We start from the raw sequence: 18103 nt of genomic DNA on the forward strand, positions 1-18103 counted from the left end.
TGTTGTTTTTCAATAAACTTTAGCTATATAAGAATGTTATCCGTTCCTTTCCGCTGCAGGCACTGGCTTTCCGCGGGGAGCTCAGGGGAAGGTTATTTTCATTATCGTGAAAAAACCTACTCCTCGGCTTTCCGCCTGTGGGGTCTCACGCTTCGCTCTACTTCCCGCAGGAGTCCAGTGCCTTCCGCTCCAATCCACTCTCAAGCTCTACAATTAAAGGCAAAAGCAACAAACTTTGCGAAAGAGCCTTTCAATAACATAAAAAGGAGATGCGAATTAGTATGCTAATCCCCATCTCCAATAGCCCTGCGATATACTGTTTTCTCCCTCTCAACAGAACGGGTTGTTCCTGATGAAATGTGGTTTTTACTATTCAAAAACTATCATCTTAAAAGAAGATCTTCTTTCTTGTTTGTCATTCCCTCTAAAAACTCTCGTATTTCCTCATCTGTTATTCCTAATTGCTTTGCCTCCAGCAACAAGTCTACCCATTCTAAATCAAGTTCCGATTGCATTTTTTATAACCTCCCGTTAATTTTTATTATTTTGCCATTTTTGAAACTGTAAGTAATCTCGAAAGCGAATGAAATCTTCTTTTGTCATTCCTTCATGAATTGCTTTTCGTAATAGCTGCTTCCATTCTTCATCCAACTCCGTGTTATTACTATTAATAGAAGAAAATGCATTCGCTCCATTTAATAGGTACTCAATATCTGCACCAAGAGTTAAGGATATTTTTTGTAGAAACTGGAGAGAAGGGTTTGTTTGAAGATCTCTTTCTAAATAACTTAAGTATGATTTGGATACACCTGCTTTTTCTGCAAGCTCACTCAAAGAATACCCACGGCTTTTACGTAACTTCCTAATCCGTTTTCCAATCATGTTAGGTGCCCCTTATGTATCAGTATTGAGTTCATTATAACGCACAATTATTTCTTTATAAAAAACAAAATAGTTAGAAAATAAGAGCATTTAAAAGATAATAGTAGTTTACCTGTTCTTTTTAACGAAAAACGGACGAATTTGTTGTTTTTCATTAAGAACATTTTGTTTTATACTTCGTATTGTAAGGTTCGTTAAAGAGAACGAAAAAATGAGCAACGAACCCAATTTATATAGGTGGGTGTAACATGATTAATAAAATTGGTAAGTTGGCTTTCTACGGAATTGTATCAATATTAGTACTGTTTTTTGTTTTCACTAGTATTATCACTTTTCAATCTAGATCAGCACCAAATGAAGTGCCGTCAGTTTTTGGTATAAGTTCAATGATTATCTTATCAGATAGTATGAAACCTGTTTTCCAAGCTGGGGATACAATCTTTTCTAAAAAGGTTTCAGGCGATCAAGTATCAACGGGAGATATTATTACATTCAAACAAGACAACATTTTTGTAACGCATAGAATTACTGACGTTGTACAACAAGAGGGTAAGACGTTTTTTGAAACAAAAGGTGACAATGTTGTTGTTGCAGATGACTCTTTACTTGCCGCTGAAAATGTTGTTGCAAAGCAAATGTTTACGATTCCTAAATTAGGATATATCACACAATTTGCCTCAACACCTTTAGGGATGGCACTAATATTCGGATTACCATTTGTATTGTATGTAGGTTTAGAAATTTACGATCGGTTTTTTCGCAGAAAACAAACTCAACAAGCTGCTTAAATCCAATACCTTTAAAGGAGGTGAACAAGGGGGAGGAGCAGACTACATAAATTTTAGTTGAGTCGAATTATAAAAAATATTAATAATTAAATTGGAGGAAATTAAACAATGAAAAACATGAAAAAGGTTTTAGGAACTACTGCTTTAGCTGGTGCAATTCTAATCGGTGGCGGATTTGGAACTTATTCTTACTTTTCTGATCAAATGGAGACTTCTGGAAGTGTTCAAGCAGGATCACTATTCTTCGAAAGAGATGGATTTACAGATAAAAATGTTTTTGAGGCAGTAAACATTGCACCTGAGAAAGTAGTTGTAGGAGAGTTACTAGAAATTAAAAATAGTGGCAGTCTTCCAATGTGGATGAGATTTGCTATGGACTTAGAATTGAAAGCTGTTACAAGTATAGAAGATGCATTAGATAAATATCCAACGGAATTTGTTGAAGAGAATTTCTACAAAAAAGATGAAAACGGAAATGATGTTATGATAACCGCAGAGGATCTTTACGAACATTATAAAATACAGTTGTTAGTTTTCCATGAAGATAATATTACATCGGTGGAAAACTACTTAGCTGAAAATATTACAATCGGTTCTACAAATGAAGATAAATTTAATGCACTAACAAATACAACTTTCTTAAATATGCAGTACGGTGGTTGGAAACATTCTGATAGAATTGCCCAAACTGGTGGTTTTACATCATTAGAAACACTTCATGCACCAGGTAGAGGAGCGAAGTGGTCATATTTAAATGATTTCCAACCTAGTCAACCAAGAAACAGAACATTAGAACCAGGTGAATCATTCTATGTTATGTTTAACTTAATGCTTGACAAACAAGCTGGTAACGAGTATCAAGAATCTGAAATCACTGTTGATTTATATGTTCAAGGTATTCAAAAGTATGAAGGTGCTAATGGTAGAGATGGTAGTTTTGTAGGAACTTTTGAAGACGGTTCAGATAAATTTGTTTGGGATTTCTCTGGAAACTAAATCGATATATTCAAAAAGAATCTGCTAAAACAGAGTAGCTTTATATTAAGCTACTCTGTTTAGTATCATAGAGGTGGTATTATGATGAATTCTAAAATTCACATCTCATTATTAGCAATTGCTGTATTCCTACTCTATACAAACTTTGTAGGTAGTATTACTTTTGCTTTTCTTTCCGACCAATCACAAACTTCCGGGAAATTAACAGCTGGGATATGGGCAGATTTAACACCTAAAGGGTGCTTTGTAACTTTGGATGTGAAAAACAATACTGAAAATGTAATAGAGGAACTCAAAGTGGTTGCTGGACAAAAATCACATCCTAAAAATAACTATACAATTATTGAGGAATTTGAGATATCCCAAAACATAAGTGTGAACGAAGCGATTACACACGTTTTTGAAGTAGCACATCGAGAAGATAATCATTGTAACATCCAGTGGGTTTACTTTGATATAGAAGGTACAGATGTGAATGGGAATAGCTATTTAGCTAAGGAAGTGAAAGTCAAAGTTCATAATCCACCGGGGAAAGTGAAGGGTGGAAATTACTCTGAATCCTATTTAGAAATTTTACTTTCAGATTATCTACTTAAAGATAAAGATACTAAACGCAAAAAAGAAAGCGAGCAAGAAGTTGATATTTCCAGTAATGAAGAAGAGAAATCCGGTAGTCCAGTTAATAGTAAAGTGGATGAGCTTGATAAAGAAGTAAATGTTGATGAAGAAGCTAATTCAAATATTGAAGAAAAAAATGAAGGTGGAAATAGCGGAAAAGAAGCTGACTCTGATCATGACATTAATGATGACGGTGATGGTGAAGAAGTTCTACAAAGCTCCAACGAGGATAATGAAGATCCTGATGAAGAAAACGAAGAAAATGATTAAGAAAAACAAAAATAATGTTATTTTTATTTTTCTTAATATCATTCTCCTTTCTTTATTCACCAGTTTCTATGTAATGAAATTAAGTTTCGCTATTGTGTTATCTGACAGTATGAATCCAACTTTCAAAGCTGGAGATTTAATTCTTTCTAAAACAGTAGGTACAAACCCAATAGAAGTAGGTGAAATTGTTACCTACCAAGATGGTACAGGTAAAAGAATAACTCACCGGGTAGTGGAAATAAACAATGACTATGTTCTTACGAAAGGAGATGCAATTTCGTTAGGCGTATACGAAAGGGTACCTATTGAGAATTTAACAAATATATACATTGGATATATTCCTTACGGGGGTTATTTGATTAAGTGGATATCAAGCCCAGTTGGATTTGTGCTATTCTTTAATTTCCCTTTATGTTATATAGTTTTTGTACTTGTTAGGAAATCATTATTACTCAATAAAAAAACTTATAAACGTTATAAACCCCAAGAATATTAATTATGAGGTGTTTGTATTGAAACATCGTATTTATATTTCCCTTTTGATTGTATTGGGTATTTTTATTTTTTTATCACCTTTCCATACAACCGCATTAGCTAATAAAAAGTTGATAGATTTAGATGATGACAACTTCTTTTATAAAAGTAATTTTGCACCAGGGGGAACAACCAGTTCTACTGTCAAACTAACAAATATTTCAGAAGATGTTATTAACTATAACGTTAGTTTAAAACGTGTAAAAGGTTCAAAAAAACTTTATGATACATTAGAAGTGAGTATTTTTTTGCATGATCAAGAGATACATGTTGGTAAGTTTTTGGATATAAAGAAAATTGCTTTAGGTAATCTTGAGGCTGGTGAAAATACACCTATTACATTTTCTATCTATTTTCCAAAAGAAAGTGGTAATGAATTTCAAGGAGAAAGAATTGACTTTGACTTAGTAGTCGATGCAAAAATGGGTTACTCAGATATTATTGGAAAACTACCAACTACAGGTGAGGACGGTTATTCAATTTTTTATATTATCGGCAGTATTATCTTGGCTATAGGTATGATCTCATATACAACTCATGCTATTTATATAAAAGCAATGAAAAGAAGGACAGCAAATGAAGGCTTTATCCATTAGTTTAATCATGACAGGAATCATCATTCTCTCCTATCCTTTTCTTTATGAACAGTATAGAGATTTCAAGGCTGTAGAGCTAATATCACTATTCGAAGATAACCAAGTATCAAATAAAAATATAATTCAAAAAAGTTTTCATGATTTGACGGAAGTATTTTTGGAATTTCAGGAAACTGAAGAAAATGTAGACTCAGTAAGTACTGAAAATACTATTATGGGCAAGGTTGAAATACCTAAAATAAACGTTTCTATCCCCATCTTAGCAGGTGCTACAGATCAAAATCTAAAGTATGCAGCAGGTCACTTAATAGGGACAGCAATAATTGGTGAGATAGGAACGTCTGCCATAGCAGCTCATAGGAGCCATAGTTTTGGGCGATTATTTAATCGATTAGGCGAAGTTGAAATTGGAGATTTAGTGTATGCCCATTCTAATAAAGGTGAGTATGTTTACGAAGTATTTGAAGTTCAAATAGTAAAGCCAGATGATGTATCTGTTCTTTATAAATATAATGATAAAAGTGTACTAACATTAATTACATGTGAGCCAATGATAAATCCAACTCATAGGTTAATATTGCATAGTAAACTAATAGATGATAACCATTGATCACCTTAAAGAATGGTTTAAAAGGCCTGCAGATTTACTGGGTCTTTTTTAGTTTGAGTAATGATATATTTTTTACTATTTTAGAACATCTTCCTTTTCAAAAAACATAAGGTTTAATCCATCAGACATACATTGACTGTTATTTTTTTAAAAATACAAAAGCAAAGGTTTCATATAAAAGTATTTTCAGTTAGTTCAATATACAGAACACTACCGTTCCATATAAAACACAAAAAAGTAAGCATTTAAAAGAAAATAGAAGATATTAATAGAAATTTGTTCATTATAACGAAAAAACAGCCGTTTTTGGAAGTTTATCAATTATACATAATATTCTATACTCTACTTAACGGTTCTCAATACAGAACTATTAATCTAGTAGAAGGCAGGTGGATTATAAGTTGTTGGTTAGATCGTTTTTACTAGTTGCTTTAGCACTTATACTTGTCTTCTTTTTTAAACCACCACCTGTTGTATATGCGGATGGAAAAGAGACATTGTTTATCGAACAAGGGAAGACGACGCTATTAGATCCAGTAAAGTTAGCTCCTTCTCGAGAATTAGAGGAGAAGACGGTTACAGTACGAAATGATAACGAAGTCCCCGTAGATATTGATATTGCATTTAACTTTTACTTGCATAACAATGACTTAAATCAAGACACCTTAGCTGAGATGTTATCCATGTATGAAATAAAAGGTAAAGTGTCAGTAAATGAAAGAATCTATTCTTATAGTTGGACAACTTTAGATGATTGGAACGATTTTCTAAAGACTTTGGAATTAACTACGATTAACGCAAAAGAAGCGGTGGAGTTTACGTATGTTGTTCGTTTAAACGAACTGGCGAGTAATGACTTTCAACTAGCCACGTTACATGGAGAGTTAACAATCCGATCGTTAACAGACAAAATTGAAAAGGTACATACAGAGATAAAAGACGATACAACGAATGAACTACCAAAAACTGCAACAAATCTTTGGAACTTATTATATATCGGTACACTGTTAATCATTGCTGGTCTAGCTATCTTAATCTATTATTCTATACGGTTTGCTCAGTGGAGAAGAGGTGCTATCTATGAAAAATAACAAAATGTATGCTAGATTGTTTGGAAGCTACTTAATAATTGTGTTTGTCATATGTTTTTCTGCTAGTTATTTTATCGCAGAATCTCACTCCTATTTTACGGAAAGAGTAACTATTCAAGGTGAAATAGCTCATGAAGAAGATTTTGGGATAGAGTTACCTCTAATTAGCGAAGAAGACAGTGTTAGTGCTGAGGATATAGAAGAGGTTACTTCGGAAGAAGAGGAAGAACCTGAAGCTGTAGAAGACGACGCAGAAAATACGGAAGAAGCAGAAGAGGACGAAGAAGAAACAAATAAAGAATAAGGAACTGACATAGATCAGTTTTCTTTTTACAAAAAATGTTCTTTATTGAAAACAACTCTTTCTTTATAAAGGAGGTGTGAGAGTTGAAACAGGTCCTTAAAATCTTTTCTACTGCTTTTATTGTTTTCCTAGCTTTAGCGGCTGGGGCAGTCATTTTCTTCGTCTCACAATCAAAAGGTGATATAGAGAAGGTGCCTAGCATTTTTGGATACAAGCCCTTAACGATTTTATCTAATAGTATGCAGCCTGAATTTAATGCAGGAGATGTTATCTTAATAAAGCCCAACTTAGAGCCTAAGATCAATGACGTAGTAACGTTTAAACACCCTGATGGTATTTTGGTTACACATAGAATAATCGACTCTTCCATGGAAAATGGGCAAGTCGTTTATATAACTAAAGGTGATAACAACAATGTGCAAGATGATGGAAGAGTGACCCAAGAGAGTATTATTGGTGTTCAAACTTCAGTTCTACCAAATGCGGGCCATGTGGCAAAATTCGTGTCTGGTCCATTAGGATTTATTTTACTGATTGGTCTACCGGTGTTCTTGTTTTTACTAATAGAAATTTTTCAACGGACAGGCGTCATCGCTTCATCAAAAGAAGAAGAAGTTGTAACAAAGGGATAAACAAATAGAGCATTACTCTATTTGCCAAATATATAACACTATAGTAAAGGGGATGTTTTTCAAATGGCAAACATGAAGAAAGTGAAAAAAGCGTTAATCGGTACAGCTATTGCTGGTACGCTAGCAGTTGGCGCGGGGTTCGGTACATACTCTTGGTTCACTAGCCACGCATCTGTAACAGGAGAAGTACAAAACTCACAGTTAGAAATCGTAGGTAGTGGTTTTAGTGCATTCCAATTTGAGCGAAATGCTTTCACTCGTTTAGCTCCATCTCGCACAGTATCCACTTCTTTAACTATCTCTAATGATCATGGTGGAGATGCAACATATGAGGACGTTCTTTTAAGAGGTAAGTTAGCATTTGCAGTAAACAATGCAGGTGACTTGTTAACTAGTGATAATATGGCAACAACTTTCCCTCGCAATGGTTCTTATGAAGGTTTAGCAGGTTACACACTACAAGAAGCACTTGAGCAATATCAGTTTACATTCTCTTGGGGCTCTGTAGAAAAAACAATGAGCGGTTGGGAATGGTATAACAACGGTGAAGATTTCCTTGAGGAAATGCGCTTAAACAATGGCGAAAAACTTAAAATTAACGTTGTTATTCACCTGGATAAAGATGCAAATAACAACCTACAAGGCGCAACATTACGTCCAGTAGTATTAGTGGATGCGAAGCAAATCGACTTTGGTGCTTTATACCAAGATGAAATTGACGCATTTTACGATATTGACTAATTAAAACGATACGAACATTTTTATAAATAAAACTGTTGTGAGAGGAGAAATAGTAATGTCAAACATGACTAAAGTGAAAAAAGCTGTGCTAGGAACAGCGTTAGCTGGAGCAATCGTAGCAGGTGCAGGATTTGGAACATATTCTTGGTTTACAGGAAGTACGGAAGCACACGGTGTCGTAGACAATGCAATCGTAGAGATTACTGGTGGAGGACAAGCTACGTTCGATTATTCCTCTGGATATTTAGCGCCAAGCCGTTCACAAATTGCAGAAGGTTGGAAAACAATCGCAAATAATAGTACAGATATAAAAATTAACTTAGATGCTACATTTACAGGTAAATTATATGGGTCAGAAGGAATTGACTTTTCACAATATCGTTCGGCTGCAATATTTGTATTTAATGAAGAAGCAAATGGTGTAACAGACGCAGGGTTTATTGATTCTGCTTTCCGTGAGTATTTAGAAGAAAATGATGATGAAAATCTTGAAATGGAAAAAATGTTCCAAGATTTTTATGGTGCAACAATGCATGTCATATATATTGAAACTGAAGAAGATCTAGGTGAGCTAGAAGAAACACTAGCAGATGGAAAACCTGTTATGGCGCTTATGAGTAACGGTTATATTCAAGAACAATTAGCTGAAGCTACAGATGGAAGTGGAGATGCAGTGAAGGTTCTTGAAAAAGGATTATTCTTCGGTGAAAAGATGTTACAAACGGAGTACGTACATGTCCTATTTGGTACAGCTCTTAAAGATACAGCTGGAAATGCATACCAAAGTGCGAAAATGGATTTTGACATTCATATCGCTGCAAACCAAGTAGACCGTAAGTAATAATTTTTAACAAGTAAGTTAGTTAAAACACTACACACACTAGGAGGTCCTGAAGGTGTATATGAAATGTTGTCCGAAGTGCATGAGGAAGTCTTATGGAAGCTGTGAGTTTTTAGAATGGGTCTGTCCAACCTGCTCTAGTAACTTAGCCGAACAAAAGGTTCATAAAGCTCTATGTCACAAGGAAGAACCGAGAAAGGCCTCCAAAAAGCTTTTAAGAATAAAGTTAGTATCTGTAAAAATTGATCAAGTAGTATAACAGGTAAGGCGTTGGATATATTGTCCAACGCCTTTTATTATTTAGTCTTGGTATAAGAGAAGAGAGTAAAAATTTCAAAACAAAAACGCTAGTCGCATTTACTAGCGTTTATTTATTATCTTGTTTCATTTTCCATTTGTTGAATTCTAGAAACTCTTTAAATTGATCTTTCGTAACGCCAGACTCCATTGCTTCCTTTACAAGAGTCGCCCAGTCTGAATCAATCTTTGAAGCATTATCATGCGCATCTTCGTCAAGTAGCAATGTATTAACAGAAACACCTAGTACCGCAGAGACTTTTTCTAAAAATTGCACAGAAGGGTTAGATTGCAAGTTTCTCTCGATAGAGCTCAAATAAGACTTTGCTACACCAGCTCGATCTGCTAATTCACTCATAGATAATTTACGTTGTTGGCGATATTTCTTAATACGTTCACCAATCATTTGTATCACCTTCCTTATTATGCATATATTATAGCATATAACGAAGGAAATGTTAGCTATTTAGAACAAATATGCTTACATAACTAAAGTGCGATCTCTTAATTATGTTTCGTTTTTCGAGCAGTAATTAGACATTATGAAATGGACTCATTTGTAGAGTAGTTCAATAAGAAGTCTCTAATCTCTTCTGCGCTTATCCCCATTTCTAATGCTGATCCTATTAGTTCTACCCATTCTCTGTCTAAATTTTCAGTTACTTCTAGTAATGCATTCCCCATACTTTTTCCCTCCTAAAATACTTACTTGCGGTATTTCAGGCAGTCCAGCCATCTTGGTAGATTCGGTACTGTCTAGCTCCGTGCGTTAGCGGCTATCAAACTTCCCGTTCTGTCCGGACGATAAGTCAACATCGAATCACTCCTTACGTCGCTCTTCGTGTTTCCTTTATCTCCTACCAGACCGGTCCTTTTTGTGCGCCGCTGAGCAAACGCCCTGCACTTTTCTACGTTAGATCTGTCGACTTTGCGTCCTTGCTTTTCAACAAGTTTGCCCTTGGACTGATTCGTTCGTCATACGACTAAAATTACAGTAGTTGTCTTACATCCATTGTCATTATAAAATAACCAAAATTAAGATGTTGCAGATATGTGTCGATACACAAAAGTTATTTTAAAGTAACAAAATTTGATGAAAAAGCACTATGAGTATATTGGAAAATGCAGGGTTTCTCTTTAGAATGAATTATACAAAAGTGAAAAGCATATACATTGCAGAATTATACTGACAAGATAGACCAAAGATTTATGTCGAAATTGTCTGAAAATACAGAGTTGATAAATAGGACTATTTAACTATTTTTATAAAATTCAAAAAACTACCGACAGAAAAAAACAAGGAACTTTTTCATGGGACATACGTATAAGTAATAGTGCATGCCTTATAAATGCCCATTTTCTCTGATTATGGTAATATATTCTTTCGGATACAAATTATCTATGAATAGAAAACTACACATACTACTAATAGATAATATGAGGAGAAAGGATGTTCAACATGAAAGTGAAGTTACCTGAACCATTTACATTTGAAGGTGGCGAACGTGCGGTTTTATTATTGCACGGATTTACGGGGAATTCTGCAGACGTGCGAATGTTAGGTCGTTTTCTGGAGAAAAAAGGATACACATGTCATGCTCCACAATATAAAGGTCACGGTGTACCGCCAGAGGAGTTAGTTCATACAGGTCCTGAAGATTGGTGGCAAGATGTCCTGAATGCCTACCAATTTTTAAAAGATAAAGGTCATGAAAATATTGCAGCGGTTGGATTGTCACTTGGAGGCGTATTTTCCTTGAAATTAGGTTACACTGTACCTATCAAGGGTATTGTGCCTATGTGTGCACCTATGTATATAAAAAGCGAAGATGTCATGTATAAAGGCGTGCTAGAATACGCTAGAGAATGGAAGAAGCGTGAAGGAAAATCAGAAGAACAAATAGAAACAGAGATAAGTACATTTCAACCGATGAACACACTTAAAGAACTGCAACAACTCATTTCAGAAGTTCGAGAAAATGTCGATATGATATATGCACCAACTTTTGTTGTCCAAGCTCGTCACGACAACATGATCAACACAGACAGTGCCAACATCATCTACAACGAAGTAGAAAACAACAACAAAAAACTAAAATGGTACGAAGAATCCGGCCATGTCATCACACTCGACAAAGAAAAAGAACAACTACACGAAGACATCTACGACTTCCTAGAAACACTAGATTGGTAAGTAGACTTGAATCAAATTAAAACAAAGGCTGTGTTATATCGTATTAGTATTACAAGATCTAGCGGTTGATTGGATTGCAAGTCGTAGACTCCCGCGGAAAGCGGAGACTTGCAATCCAATCAACAGCGGTAACTAACGTAGCCTCTAATAAAAGGAGGGATATTCAATGGAAGAAAACATTCAACAACATGTGGATAAGTTACTTTCTCATATGAAAGAAGAAGCATACAAGCCATTATCCACAAAAGAACTAGAAGAAGCATTTGGTATTAAAGATTCAGAGGAATTTAAAGAATTTGTAAAAGCACTCGTTTATATGGAAGAAAACGGTTTAATCGTTCGAACACGAAGCAACCGTTACGGTGTACCAGAACGCATGGATTTAATCCGCGGGAAGGTAATCGGGCACTCGAAAGGCTTCGCATTCGTTATGCCAGAAGACCAAGAGATGGACGATGTGTTCATCCCACCAAATGAACTAAACACAGCGATGCACGGTGACACAGTGTTAGTCAGAGTTAACCGTCAAGCATCAGGGGAATCTCGCCAAGAAGGTACTGTTATTCGAATTGTTGACCGTGGAATTAAAGAAGTTGTAGGTACATATACGGAAAGTAAAAATTTCGGTTTTGTTATTCCTGATGATAAAAAAGTATCAAACGACATCTTTATCCCGAAAAATGCAACAAACGGAGCGGTAGAAGGACATAAAGTAGTGGTCAAGTTAACCACATATCCAGAAGGGCGCTTAAGTGCAGAAGGAGAAGTTATCCAGATACTTGGGCATAAAAATGACCCAGGTGTGGACATCCTTTCGGTTATCCACAAGCACGGATTACCTGGCGATTTTCCAAAAGAAGCATTGGATCAAGCAAACGCTGCACCAGATGAAATTAATGAAGAAGATATAAAAGATCGCCGCGACTTACGTGACCAAGTGATTGTCACAATCGACGGTGCGGATGCTAAAGACTTAGATGACGCAGTTACAGTAACAAAGCTAGATAACGGTAACTACAAGCTAGGCGTACACATTGCCGACGTTACACATTACGTAACGGAAGGCTCAGCCATTGATATGGAAGCACAAGACCGCGGAACGAGTTGTTACTTAGTAGACCGAGTGATTCCAATGATTCCACATAGACTTTCTAACGGTATTTGTTCACTAAATCCGAAAGTAAACCGTCTAACGATGTCTTGTGAAATGGAAATTTCAAGCAGTGGGGAAGTCGTGAAACACGAAATTTTCCACAGTGTGATTAAGACAACAGAACGAATGACATATACAGATGTGAATAAAATTCTTGTGGATAAAGATGAAGAAGTTATTAACAGATACGAGCCGTTAATTCCGATGTTCCACGAGATGGAAAAGCTTGCAGAAATCCTGCGAAACAAACGTATGACACGCGGCGCGATTGACTTTGATTTTAAAGAAGCAAAAGTGTTAGTAACAGAAGATGGAACGCCAACAGATGTTGAGTTGCGCGAGCGTTCTGTTGCGGAGCGTCTTATCGAAGAATTCATGCTTGTTGCGAACGAAACAGTTGCCGAGCATTTCCACTGGATGAATGTACCGTTCATTTACCGTGTCCATGAAGATCCGAAAGAAGAAAAGCTACAACGATTCTTCGAGTTTATTACAAACTTTGGATATGTTGTGAAAGGAAAAGGAAACACGATTCACCCACGTGCGCTTCAAGAAATTATTGAAGCGGTACAAGGAAAGCCAGAAGAAATGGTTGTATCAACTGTCATGCTTCGCTCGATGAAACAAGCGAAATATGACGAGGAAAGCCTAGGTCACTTTGGGTTATCCACAGAATATTATACACATTTCACTTCACCGATTCGTCGTTATCCAGACTTAATTGTCCACAGGTTAATTCGTACGTATTTAATAGAAGGCAAAATGGACACGAAAACGAAAGAAAAGTGGAATGAGATGTTACCAGAAATCGCGGAACATTCTTCTAACATGGAACGCCGTGCAGTAGAAGCAGAACGTGAAACAGACGAGCTGAAAAAAGCGGAATATATGTTAGATAAAGTCGGCGAGGAGTATGACGGAATGATTAGCTCCGTTACTAACTTCGGTATGTTCGTTGAGCTGCCAAATACAATTGAAGGTCTTGTACATGTAAGTTATTTAACAGATGACTATTATCGTTATGATGAGCGCCATTACGCGATGATAGGTGAACGTACTGGTAAAGTGTACCGAATTGGTGACGAAATTACGATTCGTGTTGTGAATGTAAACAAAGACGAACGTTCGATTGATTTTGAAGTAGTAGGAATGAAAGGGACTAGACGCCCTGATCAAAAAGCTGCACCACGTGTCATTACAAGTGATCGAGGAAAGCCACCAAAAGGCCGTAGTCAAAAGCGTAAAAGTGCAAGCGACATCGATGATTATACATTTGAAATTGGTTGGACAACACAAGGTCCAAAAGATTCAAAGAGTAGTGGTGGCGGGCAAGGTGGCGACCGTAAAAAGAAAAAAGCATTTTTCGAAAATGCACCAAAACAAAAACGTACGAAAAAGAAAAAACGATAAGATGGGGGAAGAGCCTAACGAACAGGCTCTTCTTTTGTCTGTATAAAGGGTATAATAAATTTTGAGGTGAACAAAAATTGAGTAATTTTACAACGCTCGGTATTTCTGAGCATTTAATACAACTATTAGCAAAACAAGACGTAAGAACGCCAACTCCTATTCAAGAAGAAACGATTCCGGTTTTAATGAATGGACAAGATGTTGTAGCACAAGCAAAAACAGGTACAGGGAAAACAATCGCATTCCTTTTACCGATTTTAGAAAAAATTAATCCACAAGCTACCCACATTCAAGCTCTAATTGTAACGCCAACTCGTGAGTTAGCATTACAAATAACATCAGAACTAGAAAAGTTATCCCCAAGCGGTGGAGAAATCAACATTTTAGCAGCGTACGGTGGACAAGATGTGGATAGACAGATTAAAAAGTTAGCAGGTTCCATTCACATTGTTGTTGGAACACCAGGACGTTTGTTAGATCACATTCGCCGTGGAACGATTGACTTGAGTGAGATAACGACACTTATTTTAGATGAAGCAGACCAAATGCTTCACATCGGTTTTATTAATGAAGTAGAAGATATTATAAAAGAAACGCCATACACAAGGCAGACTGGCCTTTTTTCTGCAACGATTTCGAAAGACATTCGTAAACTTGCAAAACGCTATATGAGTAATCCACATCACATCCAGATTCGGGACAAAGAGAAAATGGTGGAGCAAATTCAACAATATGTGGTGGAAACAACAGACCGTAAAAAACAGCAAGCATTATGTAAAATGGTCGATGAGATGCAGCCGTTTTTAGGTATCATTTTTTGTCGCACGAAAAGACGTGTGAGCAAACTGCAAATAGAGATGAAGACGAAAGGCTACAATACAGATGAATTACACGGAGACCTTTCCCAAGCAAAACGAGAAAATGTCATGAAAAGGTTCCGCGAAGCAAAAATCCAATTGCTTATTGCAACAGATGTAGCGGCGCGTGGACTAGACGTTGAAGGAGTAACACACGTTTTTAACTACGACGTGCCAGAAGATGTGGAAAGCTATATCCACCGCATTGGTCGAACAGGTCGTGCCGGAGAAGATGGAGTGTCGGTTACTTTCGCAGCATTAAAAGATAAGCAACTTTTAGAAATGCTAGAAAAAGGTATCGACAGAAAGATTGAACGTATAGTGGTAGAAATTGCAGAAGTGGAAGTAAAAGAGCCACGAGACCGAAACGCAAAACCTACAGATGCAAAAGAAAGAAAAGAACGCAATATCGAAAGAAATAAAGAACGTTCAGGTTCTGGTCGCAGCAGTTTCGGTGAAAGAAGAAACGCTACTGGTCAAGAAGAAGGAAGAGGCAGAGACAACGCTCGTAGAGATGATAGAGGACCAAGAAGTGGTGAAACTTCATCTAACCGTAGTGACCGTTTCTCTAAGAGCGACGGACCACAAAGAGGTAGCAGGGGCTCTGGTGGAAGAAATGCTAGCGGAAGCAAACCTTCAAGAGGTGGAGCTTCATCAACTAGCTCCAACCGCGGCGGAAGAGGGAGAAGGTAGTAAAAGTTAGTAGTTAATGAAAGATTTTAACCTTAGTTGATTGGAGTGGCAGGTGCGAGACTCCTGCGGGAAAGCGAGTACCTGCCACTCAAATCAATGGACATGATTAGTAAAGAAGATGAAAAAAGTCGAAGGCATATGTACCCTCGACTCTTTCTTTCTTATTAAACACCCATTTTACGACGCTGATTACTCGTTTTCTTCGATTGCTGACTAGCTAACTTCTTTGTAGAAGTGTTGCCGTTCACCGCATTCTTACCACTTGCTTGTTGTTTTTTGTTTGCTAAAAGCTGTTTCGCCGCTTCTACTGTACTTAATTTCTTTTCAGTCATTTTTATTCGAACTCCTTTTTGCTAACTTCTTTCTATTATAAAGGATGAAAAATGATTAATAAAGTAAACGAGCATTCTATGTCGAAATATATTTACAAGCTAATCTTCTTGTAGCACAAAATGAAGTTTGGTAAAATGTTCATTACGTCATTAGTTTTTAGCTACTAGCAAAACGTAAAGCCTAACAACTAATAACTAACGCCTAACACCTAAAAGGGGGGAAAGAGATGCCAAAAGGTAGTGGTAAAACGGTCAGTCAAAACAAAAAAGCATACCATGATTATTTTATCGAAGAAACATTTGAGACAGGTATGGTGCTTCAAGGTACAGAGATTAAATCGATACGTGCAGGTCGCATAAACATGAAAGATGCGTTTGCCCGCGTGCAACAAGGGGAAGTATTTATACATAACATGCACATAAGCCCGTATGAACAAGGAAACCGATACAATCACGAACCTTTACGTACTCGTAAGTTATTACTTCATCGCCGCGAAATCAATAAACTAATTGGAATGACAAAAGAAGAAGGATACACGTTAGTTCCACTAAAAGTTTATATGAAAAATGGTTTTGCTAAGTTGTTAATAGGACTTGGTAAAGGAAAGAAAAAGTACGATAAACGTGAAGATCTAAAACAAAAAGAAGCAAAACGCGATATTGAACGAGCATTCCGTGATCGTCAGAAGATGTGATCTAGCTATTAGCTGTTAGGCGTTAGCTTTAGGAAAACTAAAAACCTAACCACTAATAACTAACCACTAACTATTGATTTACAAAAACTTACAATTGAAATGTTTTGTGAGTATGGTATAATGAATTTGTCGCTGATAATTAGTGACACATTGACAATTTAATAGCTAATGCAAATTTAGTTTTGAATTATCATCCCGTTATTCTCTCACTTCTAGATCAATTTAAAATTTGACTCTAGAATTTTTGGCAAAGGAGAAGCGAGGAGGTCGAGGAAGCTGAAGATGAGAACACCGGAGTTTATTTTGACATAAATGAGGATGTTATCAGCTGAAGCTGACGAAGAGATCCGACGCTTATCGTTTGACAAACCGAGGGGACGTTACGGATTCGACAGGGATAGTTCGAGCTTGGGTTGCGAGTCGGGGGGATCGTCCTCGTCATCAACGTCAACGCCAATATAACTGGCAAACAAAACAACAACTTCGCTTTAGCTGCTTAATAACAGTCTAATGCGGTTCCTCCCTCCATCGCTCATGTGGTAGGATCAGGGACTCACTCTTAGTGGGCTACGCTTGCGATCTCCGTCTGGGGTCAAAAGAAGAGAACAATCAGACTAGCTGCTTGGAAGCCCGTCAATAGGCTGAAGAGTTAGCGAAATACTAATATATTGACTACACTCGTAGACGCTTAAGTGGCGATGTTTCTGGACGTGGGTTCGATTAGTAATTAGTCGCCTTATGTGGTAACACATAAGTGAAAATCTGGCTTTATCGGTGAAACCTAAGTCGCACATCGTGGCGATAAGGCAATGCCGAGCGGTATGTGGAGTAATCCAACAGCCGTGTATCGACTCATAGGTTGCCATTCAGTGGTAATACTAGGATGCGAAATGCTACCAAGACTTTGGTAAAAATAATGTTTCGTATAATACGCCAGAGGACCTATTCAAACAATAGGTTCAAGATATAGTCAGTGCCATGACGAAAGCATGGAAAAGCACGTCCCACCGTCTCCATATACCAAAAGAGTAAAGACCAGTCTAATTGACTGGTCTTTTTTACTTCCTAAAGGTCAAAAAAGCTAGATTCAAAAGCAAGCTTTTGTTCTAATTGTTCCTTGTTGTATTTACCATTTCGTAAAGTTACTTTATCGTACATACTTAATATCCATTCAGCTCTTTTACGTTTACAATTAACTCTTAGAAATGGATATGTAGCACGAAGAGTTTGAAAAACTTCATTTTTCGTTTTAACACTAAGTGAATATGAGTTTTTATGAACTTGTGGTTTGTAGTTTTTCTTTTTGGAGATTGAACCACCAATTAAATCTTTCAGATATATAAGTAGCTCTAAATCTGTAGAGGCAATAGTTATGCAAGGCCGACGAAATTCATTAGCGTGAATTCTACTTAACGTTATGGGCCCTTCACCATCAATAATTCCAGCAACATAAGCAGCTTCCCAAACCTCCATTATTTTGGCCTCCTTATAGTTATAAACACCACATACTTATTATTTAACAAGTTACCAACAGCTTTTCAATAAATTAACAATCAAATATTTATAAGC

The 18103-nt window shown here is 36.7% G+C and carries 21 protein-coding genes, 1 other RNA gene and 1 riboswitch; of the genes, 16 read left to right on the plus strand and 6 right to left on the minus strand.

The annotated features are described in order from the left end of the window. Positions 1–383 precede the first annotated feature (383 nt). Both CDZ92_RS18515 and CDZ92_RS18520 read right to left on the minus strand, forming a co-directional pair. Positions 384–515, minus strand: coding sequence for an anti-repressor SinI family protein (locus tag CDZ92_RS18515; protein WP_096156675.1), 132 nt, complete (start codon positions 513–515; stop codon positions 384–386). Positions 516–531: 16 nt separating this feature from the next. Then, entirely contained in the window at positions 532–882 is a 351-nt protein-coding gene (locus tag CDZ92_RS18520; protein ID WP_096156676.1) for a helix-turn-helix domain-containing protein, read from the minus strand. Between the two features lie 248 nt (positions 883–1130). On the opposite strand from CDZ92_RS18520, the gene CDZ92_RS18525 reads away from it, so the two are divergent. The 11 genes from CDZ92_RS18525 (at position 1131) to CDZ92_RS18570 (ending at position 8903) form a co-directional block, all read left to right on the plus strand. Beyond that, the gene (locus tag CDZ92_RS18525) at positions 1131–1670 is read left to right on the plus strand and encodes a signal peptidase I (RefSeq protein WP_096156677.1); all 540 of its coding nucleotides are present in this window, start codon (positions 1131–1133) and stop codon (positions 1668–1670) included. Positions 1671–1778: 108 nt separating this feature from the next. Then, positions 1779–2666, plus strand: a complete 888-nt coding sequence (locus tag CDZ92_RS18530) for a TasA family protein (protein ID WP_096156678.1) — start codon at positions 1779–1781, stop codon at positions 2664–2666. Between the two features lie 81 nt (positions 2667–2747). Further along, complete coding sequence (locus tag CDZ92_RS20140) at positions 2748–3554, plus strand: hypothetical protein (RefSeq protein ID WP_176483815.1); 807 nt, start codon at positions 2748–2750, stop codon at positions 3552–3554. Then, a complete protein-coding gene (locus tag CDZ92_RS18535) occupies positions 3529–4050 on the plus strand; it encodes a signal peptidase I (protein ID WP_176483816.1) in 522 nt (173 codons plus the stop codon). Before CDZ92_RS20140 ends, CDZ92_RS18535 begins: the two co-directional genes overlap by 26 nt. A 16-nt stretch (positions 4051–4066) precedes the next feature. Further along, entirely contained in the window at positions 4067–4684 is a 618-nt protein-coding gene (locus CDZ92_RS18540; RefSeq protein ID WP_096156680.1) for an LPXTG cell wall anchor domain-containing protein, read from the plus strand. Further along, complete coding sequence (locus tag CDZ92_RS18545) at positions 4665–5294, plus strand: class D sortase (protein WP_096156681.1); 630 nt, start codon at positions 4665–4667, stop codon at positions 5292–5294. Before CDZ92_RS18540 ends, CDZ92_RS18545 begins: the two co-directional genes overlap by 20 nt. Before the next feature lie 401 nt (positions 5295–5695). Then, the gene (locus CDZ92_RS18550; RefSeq protein WP_096156682.1) at positions 5696–6385 is read left to right on the plus strand and encodes a hypothetical protein; all 690 of its coding nucleotides are present in this window, start codon (positions 5696–5698) and stop codon (positions 6383–6385) included. Next, positions 6375–6689, plus strand: coding sequence for a hypothetical protein (locus CDZ92_RS18555; protein ID WP_096156683.1), 315 nt, complete (start codon positions 6375–6377; stop codon positions 6687–6689). The genes CDZ92_RS18550 and CDZ92_RS18555 overlap by 11 nt, the downstream gene beginning before the upstream one ends. Positions 6690–6772: 83 nt before the next feature. Beyond that, positions 6773–7321 carry a signal peptidase I gene (locus CDZ92_RS18560; protein ID WP_096156684.1) on the plus strand — a complete coding sequence of 183 codons (549 nt, stop codon included), beginning with the start codon at positions 6773–6775 and terminating at the stop codon, positions 7319–7321. Between the two features lie 63 nt (positions 7322–7384). Beyond that, positions 7385–8062 (plus strand): hypothetical protein, encoded by a 678-nt coding sequence (locus tag CDZ92_RS18565; RefSeq protein ID WP_096156685.1) that lies wholly within the window; start codon positions 7385–7387, stop codon positions 8060–8062. Between the two features lie 55 nt (positions 8063–8117). Next, complete coding sequence (locus CDZ92_RS18570) at positions 8118–8903, plus strand: hypothetical protein (RefSeq protein WP_096156686.1); 786 nt, start codon at positions 8118–8120, stop codon at positions 8901–8903. 367 nt (positions 8904–9270) lie between these two features. Here the strand turns inward: CDZ92_RS18570 and CDZ92_RS18580 are convergent, their stop codons facing one another. Both CDZ92_RS18580 and CDZ92_RS18585 read right to left on the minus strand, forming a co-directional pair. Beyond that, entirely contained in the window at positions 9271–9606 is a 336-nt protein-coding gene (locus CDZ92_RS18580) for a helix-turn-helix domain-containing protein (protein WP_096156688.1), read from the minus strand. Positions 9607–9740: 134 nt separating this feature from the next. After that, positions 9741–9884 (minus strand): anti-repressor SinI family protein, encoded by a 144-nt coding sequence (locus CDZ92_RS18585; protein ID WP_096156689.1) that lies wholly within the window; start codon positions 9882–9884, stop codon positions 9741–9743. Positions 9885–10085: 201 nt separating this feature from the next. Continuing rightward, positions 10086–10167: riboswitch (cyclic di-GMP riboswitch) on the minus strand. 492 nt (positions 10168–10659) lie between these two features. Between CDZ92_RS18585 and CDZ92_RS18590 the strand changes: the two genes are divergently transcribed. The 3 genes from CDZ92_RS18590 (at position 10660) to CDZ92_RS18600 (ending at position 15507) form a co-directional block, all read left to right on the plus strand. Continuing rightward, a complete protein-coding gene (locus tag CDZ92_RS18590; protein ID WP_096157067.1) occupies positions 10660–11394 on the plus strand; it encodes an alpha/beta hydrolase in 735 nt (244 codons plus the stop codon). Positions 11395–11560: 166 nt separating this feature from the next. After that, positions 11561–13957, plus strand: a complete 2397-nt coding sequence (gene rnr / locus CDZ92_RS18595; RefSeq protein ID WP_096156690.1) for a ribonuclease R — start codon at positions 11561–11563, stop codon at positions 13955–13957. Positions 13958–14034: 77 nt separating this feature from the next. Then, entirely contained in the window at positions 14035–15507 is a 1473-nt protein-coding gene (locus CDZ92_RS18600; protein ID WP_255249844.1) for a DEAD/DEAH box helicase, read from the plus strand. Positions 15508–15671: 164 nt separating this feature from the next. On the opposite strand, the gene CDZ92_RS20145 is transcribed toward CDZ92_RS18600, so the two are convergent. Beyond that, the gene (locus CDZ92_RS20145) at positions 15672–15839 is read right to left on the minus strand and encodes a hypothetical protein (RefSeq protein ID WP_176483817.1); all 168 of its coding nucleotides are present in this window, start codon (positions 15837–15839) and stop codon (positions 15672–15674) included. Between the two features lie 227 nt (positions 15840–16066). On the opposite strand from CDZ92_RS20145, the gene smpB reads away from it, so the two are divergent. Continuing rightward, entirely contained in the window at positions 16067–16534 is a 468-nt protein-coding gene (smpB, locus tag CDZ92_RS18605; protein WP_096156691.1) for an SsrA-binding protein SmpB, read from the plus strand. Positions 16535–16915: 381 nt separating this feature from the next. Continuing rightward, positions 16916–17257, plus strand: a transfer-messenger RNA (tmRNA) gene (ssrA, locus tag CDZ92_RS18610). 342 nt (positions 17258–17599) lie between these two features. Here the strand turns inward: ssrA and CDZ92_RS18615 are convergent. After that, the gene (locus CDZ92_RS18615) at positions 17600–18007 is read right to left on the minus strand and encodes an LAGLIDADG family homing endonuclease (RefSeq protein WP_096156692.1); all 408 of its coding nucleotides are present in this window, start codon (positions 18005–18007) and stop codon (positions 17600–17602) included. Positions 18008–18103 lie beyond the last annotated feature (96 nt).

This window comes from Bacillus sp. FJAT-45066 (genome assembly GCF_002335755.1).
Lineage (GTDB): Bacteria > Bacillota > Bacilli > Bacillales > Bacillaceae_I > Bacillus_CD > Bacillus_CD alkalisoli.